At 46.5% G+C, this 25,529-nt stretch carries 18 protein-coding genes; 6 read left to right on the top strand and 12 right to left on the bottom strand.

Features of this window, described 5'->3' with window-relative positions:
* Window positions 1-113: 113 nt before the first annotated feature.
* Together MKY95_RS04365 and MKY95_RS04360 are read left to right on the top strand one after the other, a co-directional pair.
* The gene (locus tag MKY95_RS04365; RefSeq protein WP_036606000.1) at window positions 114-509 is read left to right on the top strand and encodes a hypothetical protein; all 396 of its coding nucleotides are present in this window, start codon (window positions 114-116) and stop codon (window positions 507-509) included.
* 313 nt (window positions 510-822) lie between these two features.
* The gene (locus tag MKY95_RS04360; protein WP_339197065.1) at window positions 823-1,815 is read left to right on the top strand and encodes a DUF4003 family protein; all 993 of its coding nucleotides are present in this window, start codon (window positions 823-825) and stop codon (window positions 1,813-1,815) included.
* Window positions 1,816-1,927: 112 nt separating this feature from the next.
* Here the strand turns inward: MKY95_RS04360 and MKY95_RS04355 are convergent, their stop codons facing one another.
* The 3 genes from MKY95_RS04355 to MKY95_RS04345 all read right to left on the bottom strand — a co-directional run bounded on the left by MKY95_RS04355 (window position 1,928) and on the right by MKY95_RS04345 (window position 5,359).
* The gene (locus tag MKY95_RS04355) at window positions 1,928-2,917 is read right to left on the bottom strand and encodes a phosphotransferase (RefSeq protein WP_339197062.1); all 990 of its coding nucleotides are present in this window, start codon (window positions 2,915-2,917) and stop codon (window positions 1,928-1,930) included.
* 170 nt (window positions 2,918-3,087) lie between these two features.
* A complete protein-coding gene (gene sulP / locus MKY95_RS04350) occupies window positions 3,088-4,863 on the bottom strand; it encodes a sulfate permease (protein ID WP_339197059.1) in 1,776 nt (591 codons plus the stop codon).
* A 166-nt stretch (window positions 4,864-5,029) separates the two neighbouring features.
* Window positions 5,030-5,359 carry a metalloregulator ArsR/SmtB family transcription factor gene (locus MKY95_RS04345; protein WP_017690603.1) on the bottom strand — a complete coding sequence of 110 codons (330 nt, stop codon included), beginning with the start codon at window positions 5,357-5,359 and terminating at the stop codon, window positions 5,030-5,032.
* Between the two features lie 194 nt (window positions 5,360-5,553).
* Between MKY95_RS04345 and MKY95_RS04340 the strand changes: the two genes are divergently transcribed.
* Complete coding sequence (locus tag MKY95_RS04340; RefSeq protein ID WP_339197056.1) at window positions 5,554-6,498, top strand: alpha/beta hydrolase; 945 nt, start codon at window positions 5,554-5,556, stop codon at window positions 6,496-6,498.
* A gap of 109 nt (window positions 6,499-6,607) precedes the next feature.
* On the opposite strand, the gene MKY95_RS04335 is transcribed toward MKY95_RS04340, so the two are convergent.
* The 9 genes from MKY95_RS04335 to MKY95_RS04295 form a co-directional block, all read right to left on the bottom strand.
* Window positions 6,608-8,185: a glycoside hydrolase family 43 protein gene (locus MKY95_RS04335; RefSeq protein WP_339197053.1), complete on the bottom strand. Its 1,578-nt coding sequence runs from the start codon at window positions 8,183-8,185 to the stop codon at window positions 6,608-6,610.
* Window positions 8,182-9,015, bottom strand: coding sequence for a carbohydrate ABC transporter permease (locus tag MKY95_RS04330; RefSeq protein WP_081745822.1), 834 nt, complete (start codon window positions 9,013-9,015; stop codon window positions 8,182-8,184). The genes MKY95_RS04335 and MKY95_RS04330 overlap by 4 nt, the downstream gene beginning before the upstream one ends.
* A gap of 81 nt (window positions 9,016-9,096) precedes the next feature.
* Window positions 9,097-10,071, bottom strand: a complete 975-nt coding sequence (locus MKY95_RS04325; RefSeq protein ID WP_036606005.1) for an ABC transporter permease subunit — start codon at window positions 10,069-10,071, stop codon at window positions 9,097-9,099.
* Between the two features lie 135 nt (window positions 10,072-10,206).
* Window positions 10,207-11,880, bottom strand: coding sequence for an extracellular solute-binding protein (locus MKY95_RS04320; RefSeq protein ID WP_256721347.1), 1,674 nt, complete (start codon window positions 11,878-11,880; stop codon window positions 10,207-10,209).
* A gap of 175 nt (window positions 11,881-12,055) precedes the next feature.
* On the bottom strand, window positions 12,056-13,630 hold the full coding sequence (locus tag MKY95_RS04315; RefSeq protein ID WP_076319992.1) for a response regulator: 1,575 nt from the start codon (window positions 13,628-13,630) through the stop codon (window positions 12,056-12,058).
* 11 nt (window positions 13,631-13,641) lie between these two features.
* Complete coding sequence (locus MKY95_RS04310; RefSeq protein WP_076319993.1) at window positions 13,642-15,444, bottom strand: sensor histidine kinase; 1,803 nt, start codon at window positions 15,442-15,444, stop codon at window positions 13,642-13,644.
* Between the two features lie 199 nt (window positions 15,445-15,643).
* Window positions 15,644-16,492, bottom strand: a complete 849-nt coding sequence (locus MKY95_RS04305) for a GNAT family N-acetyltransferase (protein WP_076319994.1) — start codon at window positions 16,490-16,492, stop codon at window positions 15,644-15,646.
* A 210-nt stretch (window positions 16,493-16,702) separates the two neighbouring features.
* Window positions 16,703-18,883: a 1,3-beta-galactosyl-N-acetylhexosamine phosphorylase gene (gene gnpA, locus MKY95_RS04300; RefSeq protein WP_076319995.1), complete on the bottom strand. Its 2,181-nt coding sequence runs from the start codon at window positions 18,881-18,883 to the stop codon at window positions 16,703-16,705.
* Window positions 18,884-18,896: 13 nt separating this feature from the next.
* Complete coding sequence (locus MKY95_RS04295) at window positions 18,897-19,916, bottom strand: glycoside hydrolase family 88 protein (RefSeq protein ID WP_339197047.1); 1,020 nt, start codon at window positions 19,914-19,916, stop codon at window positions 18,897-18,899.
* Window positions 19,917-20,087: 171 nt separating this feature from the next.
* Between MKY95_RS04295 and MKY95_RS04290 the strand changes: the two genes are divergently transcribed.
* The 3 genes from MKY95_RS04290 (at window position 20,088) to MKY95_RS04280 (ending at window position 25,405) form a co-directional block, all read left to right on the top strand.
* Complete coding sequence (locus MKY95_RS04290) at window positions 20,088-21,035, top strand: AraC family transcriptional regulator (protein ID WP_076319997.1); 948 nt, start codon at window positions 20,088-20,090, stop codon at window positions 21,033-21,035.
* Window positions 21,036-21,155: 120 nt separating this feature from the next.
* Complete coding sequence (locus tag MKY95_RS04285; protein WP_036606013.1) at window positions 21,156-24,287, top strand: ATP-binding protein; 3,132 nt, start codon at window positions 21,156-21,158, stop codon at window positions 24,285-24,287.
* Window positions 24,284-25,405: a response regulator gene (locus tag MKY95_RS04280; protein ID WP_051446947.1), complete on the top strand. Its 1,122-nt coding sequence runs from the start codon at window positions 24,284-24,286 to the stop codon at window positions 25,403-25,405. The genes MKY95_RS04285 and MKY95_RS04280 overlap by 4 nt, the downstream gene beginning before the upstream one ends.
* The last annotated feature ends 124 nt before the right edge of the window (window positions 25,406-25,529 follow it).

The following is a 25,529-nucleotide window of genomic DNA, read 5'->3' as shown; positions in this document are numbered from 1 at the left end:
GTCAGCGCTAAAATAAACTGAATAAGGAGGGGCTCCAATCCGTTTCGAAAAGGTTTTTGGTTTACATTGAGTTAAACTATAAAAACACTTTATTTTGAGAGGATGGGCATTCTATGAAAAGACGCATTAGCACATTTTTTGCACTTATTCTAGGTATCTCCCTTCTGTTTAGCCTGACCGCTTCCGCTAATCCCGCCATCGTAAGTTATGGAAGCACCTATTCCCATGCGCTCTCGGCCGGGCAAGGATACGCCTATATTCTTCCTAACGCTAAAACGACTGGTACCAGCGTGAAAATTACGACAAATGCAGCCAATACCCTTCAACTGCGCTACTACTGGAACTACAATAATACGACACTCGACCTCGGTACAGTTATCGTAAGCAACAATACTTACAATGGCGGGTCAGCCTACTACAATCCGGGTACGCTGATCACTGTCGTAGAACGTGTTCCAGGATCGACGACGGCATACCCTAACGTAGCCTACACAATTTCTTTCAATTAGATTAGTCCTATATCACCGATCAATCTAACCTACGACCGCTGATTGCGGTCTTTTTTATATTCAACAACTAGACTCTCTTATTTATGGAAGTGGCGCCCCTTAAATAAAAGGGTAATAATAGATTGATAGTCTATTCTATATTTTCTTAAATGGAGATAATAAAGTGGATTACGCCAAATCAAAATATGCCATCGTAGACGAGACCCCGAATCCAGCAGCTTCAAGGCATTGGAAGAGGTCATGTTACAGCGTGAAGGTAATCTAATCATGAAATAGAGTATTATAGAATAACAGTGAATATGGAGGTGTGCCTATGCAGCAGCATCATGCAGAACGAGTTGAATTATTTGTTTCCAATACCCAGATCATCAAGGAGTCGTTCAAATGGCAACACGCGATGATGCAACGTCTGGCTGCCCTGCTCTATGCAGCGGAGAATAAAACAGCGGATGGGGAAGCTATTCGTCAAAGCCATGAGTTGATTAAGCAAAACACAAAACTCTTCTCTGCATTCAGAGGTAATTCGGTCATTAGCATTGCTGCCATGCTCTCCCTTACAACGGATGAAGAGACGAGACTGGCAGACACCTTGCATGTCTATGACTTGATGAAAGAGATCAAATTTCGCAACTCCGATTATCTGGTTATTGCCGCCTATCAGATCGCTACTCAGACATCACCTGACCAGTTTCAACCTACGGTGGAGCGGGCCAAATCATTTTATGACGGCATGAAAGCAGAGCATCGTTTCCTCACTGGACAGGATGACTACATTTTCGCTGCCATGTTAGCCCTTTCCGATCTCAACGTAGATACTGGTGTGGCACGCATGGAACAACTCTACGGGGAATTAAAACCAGAGTTCTCTTCCAGAAACAGTGTGCAGGCGTTAACACAGGTCCTGGTTCTTGGGGATGATCCCCCGGATGCAGGTGCTCGTGTGATTGCCTTAAATGAAGCTTTTCGCAAAAGGAATCTTCGAATGGACAAAACCTATACGTTAGCCTCTCTCGGGATACTTTCTCTACTGCCTTCGGACAGAGACTCATTAGTGGATGAAGTCGCGGAAACAAATGACTGGTTACGGACTCAAAAAGGCTTCGGTGCCTGGTCAATCGACAAACAGGAGTTGCTCCTGTTCTCGTCTGCTCTGGTAGCCATTCAACATGTGGAGAATCTGCGGAACGGTGTGCTTACGACAGCAATCTCAACCAGTATCACAAATATTATAATCGCCCAGCAGGCCGCCATGGCCGCAACTGCCGCAGCATCGGCTGCTGCCGCTTCTTCATCATCATCGAATTAATAAGTGACCCTGTTACCTTCAATATAAGATGAAAAAGACCCTCCCGAGTTTAAGTTGACTCGGAAGGGTCTTAAGCATTCAAACCTACACCTAAAATAATGTTCATCATTCGCTAGGAAATAATCCCCGTATCCCGGAACTCTTCCACGAAACTATCCAGCCAATCCGAACCATAGTCCAGCGCACCCATATCACTCTCAATAAAAGCAACATCTAGTCCCATCACCCAGAATCGACGAGCAACAATAAAGAGATCAACCGCCTGCTCATCTTCGGCAGAGAAACTTCTGACTGAACGATATCCTGCCATGAGCGCATCCCATAATGCTGCTTTTCGCTCATCGGACTGTCTTTTTCGAACTTTTACTTGAGCTAAATCATAGGCACGCCAGCCTTTGGCTGCCCACTCGAAGTCATAATGGATGAACTGATGTTCCTGTTGAAACACATTGTTATTCCCATGCATATCACCATGGCACAGACCAAAGTCCAGGTCTTGTCTGGAAGTGGCAACGATGCGTTCTTTTAACGTTGTGGCAAACGTATGGAGAAATGCTGCTGCTTCATTGTTCTCACCGATATAGTGGATAATTCGCTCAAGGGGTTCGTCAATAAGTAACTTCAGATCCAGCTCATATCGTGGCAGCTCCATGTTCACCTGATCCATAGCCTCATGCAATTCAGCTGCAGATTGGCCAAAGGCGTAACAAGACTCCTCATCCTCCAGATTGTTCTCCGTACCCTCAATATACCGAAACATTACAGCAACCCGCTTGCCTTCCGCAGCCTCCAACACCGTATATCCCGTATGATCTTTCTTCTCGATGTAGTCTCCAATGTCGGTATGTTCCGCAGAACCTAGAACGTTCTTGAGTTGAGACAATAATGAAAGCTCATACTGAACATCTGCCTCCGTGATTTCAGTGCGGTAGATACGGAGAATGTACATGCCACTGGACGTGCGAACCCGGTAGGTATCATTTAATCCTCTAAGCCAAAACAAACATTCTTCCCATGTTCCAATGTCATATTGATTACTCAATGCAGACTCCAGGTACCTGGGGTTAAGCACTGAACGTAAAGCAGTCGGTTGAATGGACATATGGTTGCTCCTTCGGTTTAATATGATTGTTTCTCATCTGATGAACGATGTAATCCTTTCACCTATCAACCTATAACATAGTATATTTTTCGTTTATTTTCCAGAATATATATTTTGATAAACAAATACTCTTTAGACTCCTATAGCTCCATCTCTCTCTCATCAGCAGGTTAGATAGGGCTATTTACATTGACTCGCTTTCCAGGTTTCAGCAGGTTATTACACTCTGGATCGATGCCAGCACTCGACAATGCAGCACATTCACGAAAGGCAAAATGTTTGCACCCCCTGCATTTCTGAACATCCAGATGCAATAATGCATAATTGATGGCTTCACCCGTGTGCTCAAACATATGATCCGAACCAATCCGTTCAATCAATCCTGTTCTCTTCAGCATCTCCAACGGTTGCGCCTGAATGCCTGAAAGTAAAACCCTGCCCCCGGATCTCTCCATATGTTTGACAACACGGGCCAGATTGGATTCACCTGTTGTATCCATAAAAGGCACCTTGCCCATGCGCAACAGCAGAGTGCCTGGTCGACGATGAATCGAATCCATGACCGACTTCTCGAACGTATCCGCTGCGCCGAAAAAAAGTGACCCTTCAATTGTATATAGGCTTATTTGCGGACAATCATGTCCTTCCCGAACCATGTGGGCCATGACTTTCTCATGTTTATGATCGGGATCGGGTAGTACTTTGGCAACCTTCAACATCTCACTCATGCGTTTAACAAATAAAAGGACCGCCAGAATCAACCCAACCTCTACAGCCGTTGTTAAACTTGTAAATACGGTCAGCAAAAAGGTAATAAGCAGAACGAGTGAATCACTCGTTTTGGTTTTCATGACATGTATGAAGGATCTTCGTTCACTCATATTCCAAGCAACCAGCATGAGAACGGGAGCCATACTGGCAAGAGGAATGTGGGATGCATATGGCGCAAAGAGAACAAGTACCAGCAAAACCACTACACCGTGAATCACGCCAGACCATGGCGATACTGCGCCGGATTTGATATTTGTTGCTGTACGTGCAATCGCTCCTGTTGCAGGAATACCACCAAACAACGGCGTCACCATGTTAGCAATCCCCTGCCCAATCAACTCTCGATTGCTGTTATGGCGACTTCCGGTCATGCCATCGGCAACAACTGCGGATAGCAGCGATTCAATTCCACCCAGCATGGCGATGACAAAAGCAGGTTGCAGCAAGTTCACGATACGCTCCCAAGTGATCTCAGGCACATGAAACTGAGGCAAAGAGTTAGGTATCGCGCCAAAGGACGAACCAATTGTAGCCACCTGCCCTTCAAAAAAGAACGCCGCGACTACCGTCGAAAGAACCAGCCCCACCAGTGATGCAGGCACCTTTGGTGCAAACTTGGGCACAAGCAGAAGAACAGCCAGACAGATTCCAGCTGTAAGCACACTGTATATATTAATCGTCGAGATATGCATCCCGATTTCTTTCATATTGGACCAGAAATCCTCGTGTTTCTCGATGCCTCGAAGTCCCAGAAAGTTCGTTATTTGTCCGCTAAAAATAATGACGGCGATCCCTGCCGTAAAACCGATAGTCACCGGCCTTGGAATAAACTTAATTAATGCCCCGAGCTTGAATACGCCCATTAGTACAAGCATCAAACCGGCCATCATTCCGGCGATCAGCAGATTCTCATATCCATACTGCATCACAATGGCAAAGAGGATCGGAATGAATGCCCCCGTTGGCCCGCCGATCTGGAACTTGGACCCACCCAGCAAGGAAATGAGAATCCCTGCGATTACTGTGGTATACAATCCATACTCTGGTTTGACCCCGGAAGCGATGGCAAAGGCCATACCGAGTGGAATCGCAATGATACCTACAATCAGTCCTGATAACAGATCCTTGCGAAAAGCGGCAGCGTTGTACCCTGCATATCTCCCCATCCATTTCATGTACCAAAACCTTCTTTTCTTCATATATTTGAATATTTGAATATATTTAAAAGACTACTCCCCTGCATACGTCCTGTCAATCGGATTACGCACAATCTCAGCAGGAACTTAACACAAAAAAACAAGAACCTCCGGTGATTACACCCAGTTGCTCTTGTTTATTGTGTCAGGACTCTTTACGAATATCTTCCAGCATGGAAATGGCATCAACCAGATGATTGTCAAAAATCTGTTTGGTGACTGCCAGCAGATCCTTAATCAGCGGATCACGCAGCGAATAGGTGACGGTTGTCCCTTCTTTTATTCCGTGGACAACGTTTTTGCTGCGCAATACAGCCAGTTGTTGTGAAACGGCAGAGCCTTCCGATCCCAGAATGCTTTGCAGTTCATTCACGTTTTTGGCTCCTTCACTCAGCAGCTCCAGAATCTGAATCCGCATCGGGTGTGCCAACGCTTTGAAAAAATCCGCTTTAAACTGTTGTATGCTCTGATTCATACGCTATGCCCCTTCAATCGAACTTTTGAAGATGCAAATATCATAACATAGAACGGGTACCATGCTTTACTCTAACCGTAAACGGTTTGATGGAAAAATTAAGATTGACCTTGAAGTACACTTCAACCTTTATACTTCACTTATAGTCTCCACAGACCGTATATCTGAACTCCATCAGGAAGGGTGATTCCTCAATGAACCTGTATATCCATAATCACAAACGCTCGTTGACGAGCTTTCTATTCGAGAAATATATCGGAACGTTAGATACCAAGAAAATTTTTTCAACACGCGAGCTTACCCGCAAACACCTGGATCATATGGGCTTGGAAAACATTAAACCTTATATCTTGGGTAAAACAAAAATGTCATCTTCCATTAAAGAGCGCTCCCATGAAGACATGCAGGTGTTCACCTTAAACGATCAGCATTCCCGTGAACAGAGGGTCATTCTCTACATTCATGGCGGGGCGCATACACACCAGCCGCTGTCTTTACACTGGAAATTCATGGAACGCATGGCTCAGGCTCTGAATGCCAAAGTTGTTGCTCCCATCTATCCAAAGGTTCCGCATTTTAATTATCAGCACACGTATCCGAAACTGCTCAATCTATACCGGGATCTGCTTGCCTCCGTGGACGACCCAGCACAACTCACCATTATGGGGGATTCCGCAGGCGGGAACATATCCCTAGCCTTGACCCATTATCTGAAGATGCATGATCTCCCGCAGCCCAAAGATATCATCTTGTTATCACCTTGTGTGGATATGGTGCTGGACAATCCGGTCATATTTGATTACGAGACACGCGACCCTATGCTCGCTGTGGAAGGGTATGATGTCATCCGGCGGATCTGGGCAGCTGACAAACCGTTGAACGATCCGTTAATCAGTCCAATCTACGGAGATTTCGCCGGTCTGGGCAAAATCAGCATCTTTATCGGGACTCACGAGGGTTTGTTTCCTGATAATATGAAGCTCGACAAACTGCTGACGGATCAAAGAATCGATCATCAAACGTACGTTTACCCCAAAATGAACCATGTCTTTGTCCTCTATCCGATTCCGGAGGCCAGGGATGCGCAGCGTAAAATAATTAACATCATAAAAAGCTCAGCACATGAAGCTGGACAATAGACTGTAATGCCTCCCCATAGCCCTTTCGCAAAAAGAACGAAAAAAAGCTCAATCCCTGGACTACCGCCACCGGATTGAGCTTACTTTCTGTTATTCTATCATCTAAATATTATTTATATGAACCATATTCAAACCAGTCAAAGTCCGCTACCTGATCGGAAGAAGTACCGTTGCTGCTGCTAAACATTCCGATACAACAGCCAACAAAGCCGCCGGCTACTTCGGTGCTCAGGCTGCTTGTATCCACCTGTTCCGCGACCAGATGATACTGACTTCCATCCGTGCTGTAATAGAAGTTTAGTTGCTGACCTGTTGCGGCCAGTTTGATATACACCCGCGGTACATCACCCTCCAGTGCGATTTGCGCTATGTGGGTATCCTGACCATCTATACAGGTCAATACACGCAGCACCTGCTGTTTATCCGCCAGAGCACGCTCAATCCGTACGTGATACAGATCGTTCTGAATGACGACAAGACCAGCCGTTTCATTGGCATTCCCGGGCACAAATTCCATCGCTGTAGCTGCGACATAATCCATATGCCTTTGACGCAGACAAACAAAGCTGGAATTTTCTTTTTCCTTCAATGTTTGCGGTTTCAGCTTCAGTCGCAAGTATCCTTTTCGTTCGGTTAATGAATAGAGATCCTCCTGAGGATTGCGCAGGAACATCCATTGCAAGCCCAGTTTATCACTGTCAAAATGGTCAAAACGCAGTTGCGGCTCTACCGGAACAGGCTTCAAATCCAACGTGCCCTGCTCCTCCAAGATGCCGCGGCCCTCATTAACAACAGGCCATCCGTCCTCCCAAACGACAGAAGCAAGGAACGTCTCCCGCCCCAGGTTGCTATAGCTCCCTCCATATGGACGCGAAGCAAGCATGACCATGAACCATTGACCATTCGCAGCTTGCACCAAGTCGGCATGTCCTACATTAACAACAGGGTAACGTTTACCCAAATGGCGATGTGTAATGATTGGATTATTCGGATTCCCGACGTATCCTTCGGTCAAATTTTTACTACGAGCAATGGTCACCGCATGGTTTGGCCCTGTGCCTCCCTCTGCAATCAATAAATAGTAATATTCATCGATCTTATACAGATGCGGGCCTTCCGGCCAGATGACATCCACCATCGCCCCGCGCCACAGAACGTAACTGTCTCCCACCAGCTTCATACTGCCCAGATCCAACTCCCGCAGCCACACTTCCCAGTTCCCATTGTAACGAACTCCCTCGGAGCAAGGACGTGTACCAAGGTAATACGCTTTGCCGTCATCGAAGAAAATTGTAGGGTCTATGCCTTCTGCGCCTTCAATAAAATAAGGGTCAGACCATGGCCCAGCCGGGTCGGTAGCGGTTACAACAAAATTGCCGCCATGTGATACATTGGTTGTAATCATATAGAAGGTGCCTTCATGATACCGAAGCGTTGGAGCGAATATCCCCTGTGAATGGCCTGCTCCCTGAAGATTTAATTGCGAAGGGCGGTCCAGCACATTGCCAATCTGTTTCCAATTCACTAGATCACGGCTCTGAAAGATCGGAACGCCAGGAAAATAGGCAAATGTTGATGTCACCAGATAAAAATCTTCACCCACCCGGCATACGGACGGATCTGGATAAAACCCGGGCATAATCGGATTGTTATACGTGCATTTTTCGCCTTGATTTGAATTTTTCATTCTTTTACCCCTCCAATGGTTAGTCCAGTCACAAAGTATTTTTGTAAGAACGGATACAGTAAAACAATCGGCATTGCCGTCACAACCGTGATTGCTGCCCGAATGGATACAGGCGTCACCATGTTGGTTACATTTTTGAATGAATCCACGTTGACCGTTCCCCCCTGTGAGGTCGCAGAGGACAACAATTTCATCAGTTCATACTGCAAGGTGGTCAAATTCCGATTTCCCGCCGTGTACAACATGGAGTCAAACCAGGAGTTCCACTGACCTACAGCAATAAACAGTGCAACCGTAGCCAGAACCGGTTTGGATAGGGGAAGCACGATACGCATGAAAATCCGAAAATCTCCGGCTCCATCCATCTTCGCGGATTCAATCAATCCCTCCGACAGTCCCTGAATGTAGGTACGAATGACGATCATGTTGAACACCCCGATCAACCCGGGAATAATGTATACCCAGAAGCTGTTCAGCAGCCCCACTTGTTTGATCAGCATGTATCCCGGAATTAAGCCGCCGCTGAAATACATCGTCATGACAAACAGCGTTGTGACCAATTTGTTAAACATATACTCCTTGCGGCTCAGTACATAGGCCAGCATGGCTGTACAAAACAGCTGTACAACCGTTCCCACCACGGTTCTGGCGACCGAAACAAATGCGGCTTGCGTCAGATTCGGATTCTGGAATACGGAGACGTAATTTTGCAGCGTCCATTCCCTCGGCCAGAGATAAATTCCCCCGCGGATCGTATCCAACCCGTTATTGAAAGATACGGCAATGGTGTTTAAAAAAGGATATAACGTAACAACCATGACAAGCAACATAAATATGCCATTGGTGATGGAAAAAATAGAGTCTCCCAAGCTTCGTTTTCTACTAAATCGTTTCACAGCTCTGCCCCCTTATCATATCAATCGCTCTTCACCAAGAGACTTGGCAATCCCGTTGGCGATAAATATGAGCACCAGACTGACCACACTTTTGAAAATGCCTGCTGCGGTGGCAAGTGAGTAGTTGCCGAGATTAATCCCGTATTTCAAAACAAAAATGTCGATCGTCTCAGATACATCCTGCACAAGTCCGTTCCCCAGCAAGTATTGAATCTCAAAACCTGCGTTCAGTACGTTACCAACGTTGATGATGAGCAGGATAATAATTGTTGGTTTGATGCTTGGAAGTGTGACATTGAACATTTTACGAAACCGTCCGGCTCCGTCGATGGAAGCTGCCTCGTACAAGCTCGGATTAATCGACGCCATGGCCGCCAGATAAATAATCGTGCCCCAGCCGATTTCCTTCCACATGCTGGACAGACCTACAATCCCCCAGAAGTACTTTGGTTCGGCAAAAAAATTGATCGGTGCATCAATCAGGCCCAATTTCGTCAACAGCACATTCACTATTCCTGTTTCCGTTGATAATACATTCGCAACAATACCTGTTACGATGATCCATGACAGGAAATGCGGAAGGTAGGAAACCGTCTGTACCACGCGTTTGAACAATACCATTCGCAGTTCATTCAATAAGAGCGCCAGACCAATCGAGCCGACAAATCCCAGAAACAGACTGATCAGGCTCATCGCCAGCGTATTGCGAATGACACGTAAAAATGTAGGGTCCGTGAATAACGTTCGAAAATGATCCACCCCAACCCAATCCTGCTCCATAAAACCAATGCCCGGTCTATAATTCTGAAACGCCATCAACCAGCCCCATAATGGTCCATACGCAAAAATAGCGATAAACGCAATAAACGGAAATGACATCCACATTAATTGTCGCTGACTTTTCATTCTGGACAGGTTGTACCCGATCCAGCTTGTTCCCGCTGGGATATGGCTGGTTTTTAACGAAGGCTGCAACTCCTTTTTGGCCATGTTTTTCTCTCCTTGCTTACGAGTTTATCTTTATCACCCAGTCTGGGTGAATCGATTCCATTCCTATCCAATCTCCCAATCTAGCGTGTAAGAAAGGCTACGGGGTTCCCCATAGCCTTTCTGTGTGACAGGCCTTTATCCCCACAGTTCCATACGTCTGCGGACTTCTTCCGTCAGCGCATCTTCATACGCTTTAATATCTGCACTTTCCTTGAGCGTGGCTTGATATTCTTCCCATGCCTTATCAAATTCGGCTGGTGAGGTCATAATCACTTTTGGCAGCCATTTGCGTTTTACATCGTCCATTTTCTGTCTGGCGATGGTCTCCGGTTTATTCGGTTCAAAATTATAGGTATAGATTGGGAACCACGGTTCATTTTCCTCCGCAGGCTCCAGGAAGTCGGTAAACTTCGTATATCCATAAGCCTTCAGCACTTTTTTGTCGATGTCATTCAATGTGGCAAGGTACTCCTCCGGCTGCTCCTTAGGGTCAAGGGCATTCTTCCCGTCAGCGGTCATGCCTTCATGATGCGGGAAATAGACCAACGGGCTTCCCGTGTTTGCCAGCACCCAGTCCGGATCTTTGGAATTCGCACGTTGCTCTTCATTCCTGGAGAACACACCTTTGTCATCGACTTGGTAATCCACGCCTTCCTGTCCCCAGGTTCTCAATACCTCCATCTCAGGGTCCAACAAATCATTAATATATTGAAGTGCTCCCTCGATATCCTCGCAGCTCTTTGTAATGGCCAAACCACCATTCACGTTAAGGATTGGATTGTTCTGATAACGCCCTTTAACATCCTCGGAGAGTGTAATGGACAACGGTACATAGGTTTTGTCATACAATTTTTGCTTCACGAGTGATGCCTCGGCGTCAAGAAACTGCCATCCTTGATCCACCATGCCCAGCACACGTCCGGTTGAAATTTTGGAGATATATTGATCATAGTTTGCTGTAAAGGTTTCGTTATCGACCAAACCTTGATGATATACCTCATTGATCTTCTTGAAATATGCCTTCGCTTCCGGAATGGTATTATAGTTTTTGGCCGTCAGCGTTTCTTTATCAACGATGGCTGCGCCTTCGTTCGGATAACCAGCCATGAAGAGCGGAGGGTTCTCCAGTGCGAAATAACGCCAGTCATAGGAGATAATTTCAAATCCAATTGTGGGCTGACCATCAACGGTCGGGTGAGCTGCTTTATATCGTTCAATCAAGTCGAAGTATTGATCAAGCGTTTTGATTGTCGGATAATTATCCCACTCCAGTACGGCTTTCTGAATCCAGAACGCTTCTCCGTCATGGGATACTTTCATTGACTTCTCTTGGATATTGCCGAATTGAGGAATGAAGTAGATATGTCCATCCGTTGTATTTTTCATCTTCTTCCAGTCTTCGCCCAGATAATTTTTGATGTTTGGATATTTATCGATGTAATCCTCAAGTGGTACTAACGCCCCTGCTGCTACCAGTTGCTGAGTACCATCACTCCCGTCGATAAAATCGGGATATTCGCCGCCTGCAATGAGTACACCAATCCGCTCTTTGGCTGTTTGGCCCGTAAGCCAGTCCATCGTGACTCTGACACCTGTTTTCTCCTCAATAGCCTTTAACACCCGATTATCGTCAGGCGCAATTTTTCCCGGTACGGCAAAAAATGCGGAAAATTGTTTCAATTCCCTTCCATCTGCTGTCTTTTCCCCTTTCGAGGACGATCCCGGTGTACATCCAGTGAGTGCGATGACCAGCATTAAAGCGAGCAGAGCACTATACTTGATTCTTTTTCTAACATCCTTTTTCATCATGACCCCTCCATCGATTATATTGACAGAAGCTTTTTGGAAAGCGCTTTCCAAAGGCTGACTTAAAATTATCATGCTTCCATGCCCCTCTCAACGGGATAAACTATAGATGGAATCCCACTAATTCCAGCATCTGCGAAAAAAAATATCCCGCCGCTCCGTCAAGGAGTGCAGGATGTTAATCAAGAGAGTACGCAGCATGGGCACTTTTACGATATTGTGCAGGAGTCTCCCCCATGAGTTTCTCGAACCGGCTAATAAAGTAATCGGAATCCCGATATCCCACCAATGTTGCGATTTCGTATACTCTTTGATCTGTTCTGCGCAACAGCCGGGCGGCTTCCTCAATACGCAATTGATTCAAATAATCACTGAAGCTGATCGAGAAATGCTTTTTGAAAATCTGACCCAGATATGCACTATTCATGTAAAACTGCTCCCCGAGCAATTTCAGGCTGATATTTTCTCTGTAATGCTCGTGAATGAAGGCCTCAATTTTGGCTAATACGCCCATCGCATTTGACTTTTGCTGCTCCTTCAGTTTCTCTGCGCACATGAGCGAGAATTCGCATAAATGTTCAATGTTTTCCTCCATGGATAACATCGCGTAGTTCACCTTCAGAAAAGTCGATTCCATCAGCCCGGAATCTGGAGTAACCGTATCGTTATTCACGAGATCCAGCAATGTGTATGCCAAATAATGCAAGTGGATTCGAACCATACCAGGCTCGATTCGCTCATCCAGAAAAAATTGAAAAATGGCCTTTGCATGACTGTATAACTCATCCGTCTGCTGTTCCTCAATAGACTTGACTAGCCCATCAAACAATTGTTTTTCGAACTGTCCCGGCCGATTAACAAATAAGGTCGTATCCATAAGTTCGAAGTAATAAATGGGCCTGCAAGTGGTGAAGAAACGTAAGCTTTTCATTATGCCGCAGGATTGATAAGACTCGTGCAGCGCCTCCAACTCATGTACTTCCTTCCCGACATAACAAGCAATAGCCGCCTCTTGACCATGGCTCAGATCGGCATGTAATCGGGTCAAATATTGCTCCAAAGTCACTGCCTCACGGTTCACCATCAGGTCCGTAACCATAAGCAGAACCGCATTTTTATCACCTGTGAAGGGCTTCAAAATTTGTCCCGGCAAGGGCTTGCCCACCCATGCCTCGACCCGAGCGCACCAATCCGTTCCCTGGTCTGGACCGGCTTCCGCCTCAATCAGGATGCAACGCATTATGCCGACATCTTGATAGTGGGGCTGCAGACTCGTAACAGCATCCTCCTCAGCCACCCCAAGCAAGATTGACTGCATATGCTGAGCCATAATAATTCGATCTTTTTTTTGCTGATATCGCTTCTCTTCCGTCCGTGCATTAAATGCGACCCTGAACTCCTCAAGCACCTGAACCAGTTCGGTCTTCACAATAGGCTTGAGAATGTAGTCATCCACCTGGTATTTAATCGCCTGCTTGGCATATCCGAACTCATAGAATCCACTTAGAAGAATCAGCTTGATGTCACCGTTATATTGCTCGTACAAGGTTTTGGCAAGCTGCATTCCGTCCATTTCCGGCATCTTAATGTCGGAAATCACCAGATCGGGCTGCATAGCGCGTATGCACTCCAATGCCTGCATACCATTGGAAGCCTGACCGCAAATCTGAAATCCGTAAGACTCCCAATCAATTAACAATAGAAGTCCTTGGCGAATAAATGGCTCATCGTCCACAATCAGCACGTTGATCATATCCTCGCTCCTTATTCTTGAGATGCCTGCATAAGAGGAATTTGAATGCCAATCGTTGTTCCCTTCCCCTTTTCACTGAATATGTGCACCTGAACGAAATCATCAAAATACATCCGCAGCCGAATATATGCATTCATCATACCAATGCTGCTAAGCTCGCTCATCCGATCCATACTCGGGTCTTGCATCATTTTGCGGAGCGAGGCCAGCTTGTCCTGATCCATACCGACTCCGGTATCTCGAATGGAAATGTACAGTTCATTACTTCGAATCTCGAATAATACCTCCACGACCCCATCATTCGACGTCCCCTCAATGCCATGGATACAAGCATTCTCCACAAAGGTGAGAACGGTTAACTTGGGTATCATCATGGCAGCAATGGATTCGTCTGTGATCCGGATTGCAAATTGCAGCTTTTCGCCAAAGCGATACTGCTGGATACTCAGATAACTCTCCACAAAATTGATTTCCTCTGCAATTGTAATCAGATCATCGCCCCAATTGATCGTCTGACGTAACAGCAGTGCCAGTTTATGAATGACATCGGAGGTTTCAAGCTCATCCTTGATCAAACTCCTCATACGGATCGTTTCAAGCGTGTTGAACATGAAATGGGGATTCACCTGACTCTGAAGGGCTTTCAGCTCCGCCTGCTTTTTGGAGAGCTCAAGGGCTTGCCGCTCCACCTGGCCCTTAAACACAATCTCAATCAGGTTCTTGATCTTGATGACCATCATGTTATAACTATGGGTCAGGCTGCCGATCTCGTCTTTGCCCACAGGTCCCGATATCACCTCAAATTTCTCATGCTTCACTTGATCCAGGTGCTTCGCTATCCGATCAACTCTGATGACCAGTGATCTGGATATCAACCAGATTAGCAGTGTCGGCACCAACAGATTAAGAATGATTAGTAAAGTCAAATTAAGCTTGGAATTAACAATCTCCGACAAAACGTCCAATTTCTCCGTGCTGACGACAATCTGCCAATCCTCGGATACGACGGGAATCGATTGCATGGATTGAACAGGATCAATTGGACTGTTTGCAATCAAATTAAATGGCTTGCGCATCTGATTCATTTTTGAATCGTTCGAGAAAATGACCCTGCCATCCGAAACGACATACACCTTCCCATTGGCTCCCTCATTTTTAAGCGATTTGTTGATGAAAGCGTAGTCCAGATCAACCTTTAACACCTTTTCAACCTGCTGCTCCCCAAAGTAATCCAGCTTACGAATAATGCTTACTTTGCGTCCTCCCTGACTTTGCGACATCTCCGCCTGCTGTTTGTCAAAATACGAATAGATCATGATATGGTCGCTCGTGTTCATCAGCGCTTGATACCAATCACTTTTCTTCACCTCATCATCCAGCTTAATGAAGTTTCCTCCATTGACGAAGGTATCATTGCCAACATAAAACGTAATTTGATTCACCTGCTGGTAGCTGTAGTAGTACCTGACCAGATTGTTGTTGCTAAGCATATCATAGTAGGCAGAGTAATAGTCTTCCTGATCGCGATACTTGAACTCCATGAACCGGTTCAGCGTTCCATCGGTATAGAGAAAATTGGACACATACAAGCTATTGTCTATACTGTTCCGCAGGTTGAACTTGATCCTTTGCTGCATTTCATTGAATCGGCTATGCTCCTTCTCTTCAATGTTACCTTTGATGCTTTGGTAAAACACGGTATTTGTGACCAGGACCGGGACCAGCACACAAAAAATGAACAATATGTACAACTTGGTTTTGAGACTCCAATCATCCAGAAACTGAATACGCTTACAGTATTTCTTGCGGCTCATGTTATGTCTTTGTCTCCTCTAACCATGTCATATATCAACATTATTATAACGAGTACAGGATGGGTTGGATACTGTAATCCAGGATTTCCGGGAAGCCTTTAATCAACCTCCCGTTCAACTGGCCCAACAAGACAGACACTAACACCCCACATATTTTCGTATGAACCCGATCTGATCTTAAGTCGAAACGACGATCACGTTATAATTTCAAGAGCATTTCGTACTGGCCCACATGATATGAAAAACCTGATTTGACCAAGAGGAAATCTTCCATCGGTTTCAGATGAGACTCCACATTGAGGACACTGATTCTAGGAGATTCTGTGCGTTGGACCATCTCTGTCAGGATGCTGCTTGCAATACCTTTGCCCCGGTAATTTTGGTTCACTGCAAGCTGTGGAACATCACCTGTTTTTTGATCTATAATGCCATAGCCAACAATGCTTTGATCCTGACGTGCAACCACATAGATAAAAGCCTCCGGTACAGCGTAGATGGAATCAATTGAATTTTGCCAGGAGGGCTCCACATCCCAAAATTCCTTAAACTGCTCTACATCGATTCTCTCCACACATTCCACCGTGCAGGTCGTTTGCGGTATGAATTGATCTTTTTGCAACTGGAAACATGAAAATTCCCTTTGAATTTTGAAGTTTTGTTTACTGTACAGCTGAACTGCAGATTCGTTGGATTGGATGACTTCCAGCAAATATTGCTCTACATTTTTTTCTTTTAACAGCTTTTGAATATTCAAGAGCAGATTGCTTGTAATGCCTTGCCGTCTGCAATCTTTTACAACGCCTGTCCCAAGATCATATGCAGTTGTCTTTCCATTCCAGCTTCGAAGCCCATTGATAACAAATCCGACCATTCTCTCATCCTTAAAGGCTCCCATAGAAATTTCGGGGTGATAACCCCTTCGTTGGAGCATTTGCTGAAACTTCCAAAAAGGCAAATCCATTTTAACCTGATAGTCGGAGAACGCATCCACAAACGCCTCGTGAAGTGTCTCCATGCTTATTTTGTCCAACAATTTATAACTGTACATTAGGGCACTCTCTCCTTTAAAAAGATGAAAACAATAATATATTAGGGCTCATGATCCCTATCCTTATTTAAATATTCTACTAAATAGTGTTAAAACTATAAAGTAATATCCGTACGATAAAATCTGCTTTCTTCAGAGTTTTCAGACACGTCCTAATAACTAAAATAGACCGCTCCCTGGTTAAGGAATACGGTCTATCGAGTCATTATTCTATGGGGATACCGATTTTGTTAAACCAATTTTGGTGATCACCGTATCGTACGGGTCCAATTCCACGGTCTGTTTTCCATGCTCTGTATTGATCGTCGTGGACTGAACCTGATTGCTATTATTGATCACAACCAATATGTTGCTCTCGGGGTAATAGGCGCACTCGGTATACAAGTTATCCGTGATGTACTTTGTTTCATGGAATTCATTGCCCGCAAATCGAATCAAATTCAGAAGTAGTCTTGTATTTTCCCAGCTGAATTCGAAGGAAGGCAGGTAGATCCCTTTTCCTTTTCCAAAAGCATGTGTGGACAGTGTGATCTGACCATCCGTTTCATTCACTACAGCTGCTGACCCATCAGTAAGATAAATGTTATCTTTCGGAAGTATGCTGGCCCCCTCAGGCAACAAACCATACTCATCATTAACTTCATACGACCATTTTCCATGAACAACCCTTGCACCTGTATCCTCATCTACCCCAAGCACATGAGCCATTCTGAAAAAGCTGTCGTACCCGTCCATTGCCGAAGGCTGGTTAATGCCAATAAAGGTACCACCCTCGTACACCCATTGGGTCAATAAGTCCACAGACTTGTGGTCACTCCAATGCGCTCCACCGCTCCATGCTGAACCTGCAGAGCCGGCATTGATGACGACATCTATATCCTTCAATGCGCCCTGACGAATATCATCAAAATCAATAAACTGCACGTCAACAGGCAACCCGGCTAATGCCTCATTCACATGAATCAGATCATGCATATGCGTTTCATGAAAATGACCGGACAAGGTCCACGATCTTAACTTGCCCCAGCTATGCAGCACGGCTACCTTTGTCTTGATCTGATATGGTTTTCCCTCTTGATGCAGCTCTTTCATTTCCCTGAATTCATGGGCAATCTTCTCGATATAATCCACAAAGTCCGGGTAAGGCTCAACCAGATGCAAATATCCACCCAGTCCAATCCGGTCAATCGACTCACGCAGCAGCGCACGCCGGATATTAATCCAATATTTCTTGGCATCCAGGGTAGGGTCGCCTCCCTCTTTGAAGGTAGGAAGCCCGCCTAAGCCAACTGGGAACAGGTAGGGATGCAAGCGAATCTCATGGGTATCAGCCTTAACGCCTGAGCACATTCTTGCCTCATAACCGGAGAACACACATTTGATCATGCCGTCGAATCCAAACTCCTCAAAGCGGTCATTGTACGGCTCCATGCCCACCCAGCTGTCATCATAGAAGACATACGCCAGCTTGTCATGCTTGTGTACAATATCAATTAACTTTTTACCGAATTCAATCACAAAATCATTGATAAATGCCATCCAGTCCAGTTTGCGCTGATTCGCAGGCATATGAGTGACCTGATATTTACCACCATTCACAAAGTCCTCAGCTGAGAGTGAGTACCCATATTTTTGAGCAAACAGATCCAGCGCTCTCGAACTCACCGTGAAATCGTATGAACCCCAATCCGAGAACAGATGGCGATTCCGCTCATCACTGCCCCAGATCCAGGCGAAGTTATAAAATAGGGACGTAAAACGTACAACGGTTGTTTCCGGGTGTTCTTGGCACCACTTTTCCATCCAATCCAGCAAATAGGTTTGGGTGTCTGTATAGATCGGGTCAATCTGCATCAGATGCTCTTTGTCCCAATTATTCGTCGTGTGATTGTACATGGAAATCTCTTCCCAGATCCGATAAACCATGAAACTCACCGTGTATTTATGCCAAGGAGCAACGCCGGTAATGACAACATTGCCAGATTCCCTTTCATAATTCCACTGTCCTCTAGGAACTTCTTCCCCAGTCGTTCGGTCGTACACCTGCCAATACTTAAACGCTTCTTTCGAATCATTCACCCTGAATTGTTCAGCGAAGAAGTCCTCCATCAGATAGATGGATACATAATCTTGCACAGCAACCTTCGGATTCGTAATGAGAAAACATTGCTGCAACTTATCCAAATTACGGGATGCCCACTCATTATGATCCCGAATAATGCAAATGGTTGAATAGATGCCATATCCGGCATTGATAATCTCATCGGACAACTTTGTACCGTCACTGTCACGGATCACATCGGCACCCCAGCGGTTGGCAAGTTCAAGCGTCAGTGCTTCATAACCGGATTCTCCCGGTAGTGTAAAGGAGCCTTTGGTTAATTTGGACAATTGGGTTCCCTCCCTATCTCAACATATCGGACAGAAAAGCGAGTGCCAGGCCCTGGCCCCAGCCCTGAATCCAGTCTTTTGGAATATTGCGATAGCCATCCCGATCCTTCATTACCGCCGTACCGCCAGACACACCAAGCACGCGCCCATCTTCGCTAATGTTGTTCAGGATGCCTTCCAATGCCTTTTGCACGTATTTGGTATGCAGTGGATTGCCGTTGTTGATCATCGCTGCTGCAATACCCGCGGAAGCCGATACCTCTTCATACGAATCTTCGTCATCCAGAACCGTACGCCACAAGCCATTCTCGGTCTGCACCAGCTTGAGAGCCGCCAACTGATCCCGAAGGGCACACTCTACATCCATACATTGCGGATACAAGTACCAGTCGTTCAATTGAGGTTTTACTTGAGACATCGTATAGGCTCCCCAAGCATTCGCTCTTCCCCAGTAAAATCCGGACATGTGGTCCTTGTTGATATTATTATAACCGTGATACCACAGACTGCTGCTCGGATCTTGCAGGTATTTGATATGCCAGTAATACTGATTCAGCGCATCCTGGATCATGGCTTCATCTTTTAATTTGCTACCTACGCGAAGCAGGAAAAATGCCGCCATAAACAAGGTGTCCGCCCAAGCCTGTTCCGGAAAATCATTGGAAACCGATACCGTATGCTGAAGCACATTGTCTCCAAAGCGAAGTGCATGATTCTGGAGATAATCGACTTTGCTGAGGACAATATCCCAATATTTCTGATCCCCGGTTTCTTCATATAAAGTGATGAGCACATGGCCCATAGCACATGTATTTACCGTCCAACTTGGCAACCCCAGCTCGATATATTCGTCTGCCCATTTCACCAGCCTGTCCAGAATCTCTTGGTTGCCTGTCGTTTGATAGGCTCTGGATACACCATAATAAGCCACTCCACCGGGCCAATCCCATGTCAGATCCATATCCAGTGTTTTCTTGGTAACGTTCTCGATTACGTGTAGAATCTGATCCCTGTCATATTTCACTTGAAGCATTGTTATTCCCCTCTCCCTGTGCACACGCCCCCAAGTGCGCCCTGAGAGGTGTCCGTCCATTTTTGTAAACGCTTTACTTATTCCATTGTACGCAGTAAAATAGTCTCAATCTAAGCATATTCATAACAAAACTGCGCAATTTCAATCATTTATACATAGGAGTCCTCGAAAATGCCCAAACCGAAGAAACCTGTCATTGAATATCGTCACTATAGCCTGCCCATTGATTTCCCTGTCCTGTTACTCAGTGGAGACCGCTGGAGAATATCCGATATCAAGAGTGAGCATCTTCATTTCCATAACCACATGGAGATTGGCATCTGTTATTCAGATGGAGGCATCATGGAGATTAAGGGAGAATCTGTGCCTTTTCGAGCAGGCGACATCTCGTTCATTCCCCGATATCTTCCGCATACCACATACAGTTCACCTAATAACGCCAGCCTGTGGGCTTATATCTTTTTTTCACCGGAAGAACTCTTCCGTCATTCGCTCAAAACAGCACAAACTCACATTGAACCGAATCTATGGGCGATTCAGGGAACCAATTGCATTCTGAATAAGGAACAGCATCCCAAAATTCATATGCTCGCAACTTCAATCGTTGAAGAAATGAAGCAGCAGTCCCCCTACTATCGGGAGAGCGCGTACGGCTTGTTGATGTCTCTATATATCGAACTGCTTCGAATTCATGCGAGCAGCGAACGCTTGTCATCTCAGGATCACGAACGGGAAAGAGACCTCCAAGGTGACTTGGTCATCTCACCCGTGCTGGAGTTTATCACCAAAAACTATATGATGCCTGTGACCATCGATTACCTCGCTGATCTGTGTCATCTGAGTACAACGCATTTTCGCCGCAAGTTCCATGAAATTATGGGAACCACACCGCTTGATTTTCTGAATAGTACCCGGGTCGAAGAGGCATGCAAACGATTAAAAAGCACCGAGGCCTCCATTCTGTCCATCTCTGAGCAGGTCGGCTTCCGATCCATCTCCAGCTTTAACCGCTGCTTCGCCAAACTGATGGGCGAATCGCCTAAAGCCTGGCGCAAAGGCGCTCATACAGAAGCACAGTCTGCAAAAGCCTCAATATTGGAATTCACGGGGTGGGTATGAAGGAATTTGTCGAAATGTGATTGCGCCCCCCAGAGATATTCGCTACAATGCCGATAGAATACAAGAGATTTTGTCCGAAGCTACCAAAGGATTGAACAATCTCTAAAGGAGCAGCATTTCGTGTTATTAAAAATTTCAGGCGTTGTCCTGACTGTTTTACTCGCTATTACCGTACTGCTGCTGTCAACGATCAGAGAACCACAATCTGCTGCGCTTCATGCCCGTCAAGGTGTTCTGGACCTCTCGGCCTGGGACCCTGAACAAGACGAGCGGATCAAGCTGGACGGGGAGTGGGAATTTTACTGGGAGCGATTGCTTCCTGACGAATCTGCAACATCGAATCAGGCTGGTCCAACGAAAGCACCCGACACCTATGCAACCGTTCCCGGCTCCTGGAATCGACTTAAAGTGGATGGTGAACGACTGCCAACCCACGGCTTCGCCACGTATCGACTGGTACTGCGTAATGCACCTGTTGAGGGAACACTGGCGATCAAAAAAATGAACATCCGTTTTGCCAGCGAGATCTACATTAATGGCAACAAGCTGCTGGAAGACGGGCATGCCGTGGCAAAATCCGCAGGTTACCGACCAGGCAACTCCCCCCAGATTGGCTTTTTCCCCTATCATGGCGGTGACATTGAGATTTTGATCCGGGTGGCTAATTACGATTACACGGACTCTGGCATTCCGGGTCCACTCTTTTTCGGCGAACAAGCAGCCATGCTGAAAAAACATCAATTCAACACAGCTATCGAATTCGGCACGCTTGCTGTACTGGCTACCATTTCGATCATATTCCTCGTCAGTTACCTGGGGTCTGCACTCTACCGAAACAGGGACGACTCCCTGCTGCTGATTGGTCTAATCTGTCTCCTGTATGCACTCTATAACGGCATGATCAGCGAACGTGTGTTATCGATGGCGGGCACGGAAATCTCCTTTAGCACGCTCTATAAATTAAAAGATTTCTGCTCTGTGGCATGTCTGGGTCTGTTAACCTTTTACTTCTACCGATTCAAAACAGGCATCCTGTCCGGTATGCTCACGGCGTTGATCCTGATCATCTTCGGAGCTTACTTATGTATGGTCACGCTCCTGCCTATTTCCATCTACGGGCTGGCTGCACCTTACGTCGTCGTTATGTACACGTTGATGCTGCTCTGGTTGCTCTATCAATGTGCAAAACAGTTCCTAACCAGTGAGAAAGGCGAACGGCTGTCTACTTTTCTGTGGTACGCAGCCCTCTTAAGCATCATGCTGTACTGTCTGGACATTAATCTCTTCTCGATCTCGCTCAAGGAAAATATGAATATCGGGCAGGCTTCCATTGTCCTGTTCAGCATCCTGATGCTGTTTCTGGCGGTGCTTCGGTTCTTCGAGGCCTATCGTACGGTCCGCACCCTCAAAGATCAGTTGCTATTGCTGGACAAGGTGAAGGACGACTTCCTGTCCAATACTTCGCATGAGCTCAAAACACCGCTGAACGCGATTGTTAACATCAGTGAAAGCCTGCTTAAAGGCGCAGAAGGTCCCCTTACCGATGAGCAAGCGCACAATCTGGCGATCGTGACGGGAAGTGGCAGACGATTAACCTATCTGGTCGATGAATTGCTGGATTATTCGAAAATGAAACATGGCGACATCCCGCTCCACCGGTCTTCGACCGATCTGTACTCGTTTGTCGAATCGGTCATGCGTATGCACTCCTTCCTGCTTGGCGCGAAAAAGGTGGAGCTTATCAACCGCATCCCGGCGCATTTCCCGCCGATCTATGCAGACGGCAATCGACTGATTCAGATTTTGCATAATCTGATCGGCAATGCCGTTAAGTTCACGGAACGTGGCACGGTAAGCATCAAAGCTACGGTCGTGCAAGGCAAAGCGGAAATACGCATTGTGGATACCGGCCGTGGTATCGGTACGGACAAGCTGGAACATATCTTCCTGCCGTTCGAGCAGGAAGCGGATACGGGGCCAGTCGTTGCTGGAGGCACCGGTCTAGGACTAAGCATTACACGCAAGCTGGTCGAGCTGCATGGCGGAACCATTCATGCGGAATCAGCACCCGGCATGGGTGCTACGTTCATCCTGACCTTTCCGCTGGCAGAGAATAAAGGAGAGAAACGTTCCAACGTCATGCCACTTACCATCGCTCCTACAGGTCCTGGTAATCGGCTACTCCGGTTCGAAGAACCAACGATTGTACAAGGGAATAAAGACGAATGGATCATCGTTGTGGATGACGACTCGGCTAATTTGCAGACAATAGTGAATCTCTTGAAGCTGGAAGGTTACAGTTATGCGGTCACTTCACGCTCCCCTTCCGTACTGGAGTTGCTGGACAAACTACCTGCCGTGCATCTCGTCATTGCTGATATCATGATGCCTGACATGTCGGGTTACGAATTGCTGGAACGGATCAGGGAGCGCTTCTCTCCTTCCGAGTTACCTGTACTCATGTTGACGGCGAGTAATAAAGCTAATCAATTGAAGCTGGCCTTGGAGAAAGGCGCCAATGATTTTGTATCCAAGCCGTTCGAATCGGAGGAACTGCTGGCACGGATCGGCGGTTTGACTCGGATGAAAACATCCGTCCAAGCTGCGCGAGATGCGGAAATATCTTTTTTGCGGTCACAGATGAACCCGCACTTTCTGTATAACGCCCTGAACGCCATTGCCGAATTGTGCGTGGATGCGCCAAATCGGGCAGAACAATTGATTTTGCAATTATCGAGTTACTTACGACGGAGTGTGCACTTTAAACATCTGGACTCAAAAACTAGCCTAATGAACGAACTGGAGATGATCGAGGCATACGTAGCGATTGAGCAAGCCCGCTTTGGCTCAAGGTTGGAGGTCATTATCGATGTGGATGCGGATGTGAACCGGAACATGGACATTCCACCGCTCACGTTACAGCCCCTGATCGAAAACGCAATTCGGCATGGGCTGATGTCCAGCATTCGCGGTGGTCGGGTCATGTTGTCTATCCGCAATCTGAATGATACGGAAACACGGTTCACCATCGAGGACAACGGAATCGGCATAACCAAGCAACGGATGGACGAAATTCGGCAATCCACAGACGGCAGTAACGGCGTTGGACTATGGAATATTTCCAGCCGGTTGAACCTGCTGTATGGCAGACACCTTCAGATGGAAAGTCTGGACGGCGAGGGAACGCGGATTACATTTGATCTTCCAAATCAACGTCTAAGCACAGATGGGAACGGAGGTTATGAAACATGAAGATGAAAGTCATCATCGTGGACGATGAGGATTTGTCGCTGAAGCGACTGAATCGCATTTTGACAGAAAGCGGAGAAGTCAAGGTATCTCGTGCGTTTCATGACCCGGAGGAAGCCTGTGAATATGCGGCAGAGAATAGCTTCGATGCGGCATTTCTGGACATTACGATGCCTCGCATCTCGGGTATGCAACTCATTGGTGAACTGCGTAAACATCATCCTTCGCTTCCAATCGTGCTGGTGACCGGTTATGAGGAATATGCGGTGCAGGCCTTCGACAAAGAGATCATCGATTACGTCATCAAGCCGGTCACGGCTGAGCGACTGAACCGCAGCATCAAACGGTTGCAGGAAAAGCTTCACAAGTCCGTGATAACACCTGAACCAGCGGTGCCTGGACCCAAACTGAACGTTCGTCTGTTCGGTGAATTCACCGTGTTTGGCGGTGCCGGAGCAGACAGTCCCATCAAGCTTAGAACGCCCAAAACCGAAGAGTTACTTGCATTCTTGCTGTATACCAAATCAACCACCCGCGATGCCTTGGCCGATACGTTGTGGAAGGACCTCAGTCCGCAGAAAGCCTGGACCAACATCAATTCCACACTGTACTACGTGCGACGTGCCATCGGTGATAACAGTGACGTGCCGATCATTCTCAAGGACAGAAACGGTATCCGTATCGACCGGGAAGCGATTAACTGTGATCTGTACGAGTTCGAGACTTTGTTCCGGCAGATGCGTCAGGCCTCGGCACATCGCCCCGAGCTCTTCGAGCGGATGGATACGTTGTATACGGGTGAACTTCTGAAAGGAAGGCATTATGAGTGGGCTTTTGCGTGGTCCAGACAGCTGGAACTGGATTTCATCATGACGATGGAAACTGCGGCCCACTATCACGCGAAGGCAGGCGAGCCGTTACGGGCGCTGTATTATTTTGAACGTATCCTCCAGATTGATTCGATTCGGGAAGATATTCATCGCGAGATCATCCTGTTGTATCTGTCGCTTGGACGAAGAACCGAAGCGCAGCGACAGTATCTGGTGCTGGAGGAATTGCTCAAAGAGGAGCTTGGCTCCAGTCCGGCAGCGGATATCAAACAACTGCTGCGACAGTCATGAAACAGCAAAAAAGCCCATGCCTTGGCGATAATGAACTGCTCCCATCGTAGTCTTCTACGGTCTACTATGACAGGAGCAGTTCAGTGTTGCTTTTGGCTTGGGCTTTTTGCAATAAATGGACGTT

The organism is Paenibacillus sp. FSL P4-0176, from assembly GCF_037975265.1.
GTDB classification, from domain to species: domain Bacteria; phylum Bacillota; class Bacilli; order Paenibacillales; family Paenibacillaceae; genus Paenibacillus; species Paenibacillus amylolyticus.
Note: the sequence above shows the minus strand (reverse complement) of the source record. Positions and strands in the feature narration are given on the sequence as shown.

Coding starts and splice junctions, on each gene's coding strand:
- MKY95_RS04310 (WP_076319993.1), bottom strand. CDS start 15,444: ATGAGCCGCAAGAAATACTGTAAGCGTATTCAGTTTCTGGATGATTGG.
- MKY95_RS04360 (WP_339197065.1), top strand. CDS start 823: ATGCAGCAGCATCATGCAGAACGAGTTGAATTATTTGTTTCCAATACC.
- MKY95_RS04335 (WP_339197053.1), bottom strand. CDS start 8,185: ATGAAAAATTCAAATCAAGGCGAAAAATGCACGTATAACAATCCGATT.
- MKY95_RS04295 (WP_339197047.1), bottom strand. CDS start 19,916: ATGCTTCAAGTGAAATATGACAGGGATCAGATTCTACACGTAATCGAG.
- MKY95_RS04315 (WP_076319992.1), bottom strand. CDS start 13,630: ATGATCAACGTGCTGATTGTGGACGATGAGCCATTTATTCGCCAAGGA.
- MKY95_RS04345 (WP_017690603.1), bottom strand. CDS start 5,359: ATGAATCAGAGCATACAACAGTTTAAAGCGGATTTTTTCAAAGCGTTG.
- MKY95_RS04320 (WP_256721347.1), bottom strand. CDS start 11,880: ATGATGAAAAAGGATGTTAGAAAAAGAATCAAGTATAGTGCTCTGCTC.
- MKY95_RS04290 (WP_076319997.1), top strand. CDS start 20,088: ATGCCCAAACCGAAGAAACCTGTCATTGAATATCGTCACTATAGCCTG.
- MKY95_RS04340 (WP_339197056.1), top strand. CDS start 5,554: ATGAACCTGTATATCCATAATCACAAACGCTCGTTGACGAGCTTTCTA.
- MKY95_RS04330 (WP_081745822.1), bottom strand. CDS start 9,015: ATGTTGCTTGTCATGGTTGTTACGTTATATCCTTTTTTAAACACCATT.
- MKY95_RS04365 (WP_036606000.1), top strand. CDS start 114: ATGAAAAGACGCATTAGCACATTTTTTGCACTTATTCTAGGTATCTCC.
- MKY95_RS04305 (WP_076319994.1), bottom strand. CDS start 16,492: ATGTACAGTTATAAATTGTTGGACAAAATAAGCATGGAGACACTTCAC.
- MKY95_RS04325 (WP_036606005.1), bottom strand. CDS start 10,071: ATGGCCAAAAAGGAGTTGCAGCCTTCGTTAAAAACCAGCCATATCCCA.
- MKY95_RS04355 (WP_339197062.1), bottom strand. CDS start 2,917: ATGTCCATTCAACCGACTGCTTTACGTTCAGTGCTTAACCCCAGGTAC.
- sulP (WP_339197059.1), bottom strand. CDS start 4,863: ATGAAATGGATGGGGAGATATGCAGGGTACAACGCTGCCGCTTTTCGC.
- MKY95_RS04280 (WP_051446947.1), top strand. CDS start 24,284: ATGAAGATGAAAGTCATCATCGTGGACGATGAGGATTTGTCGCTGAAG.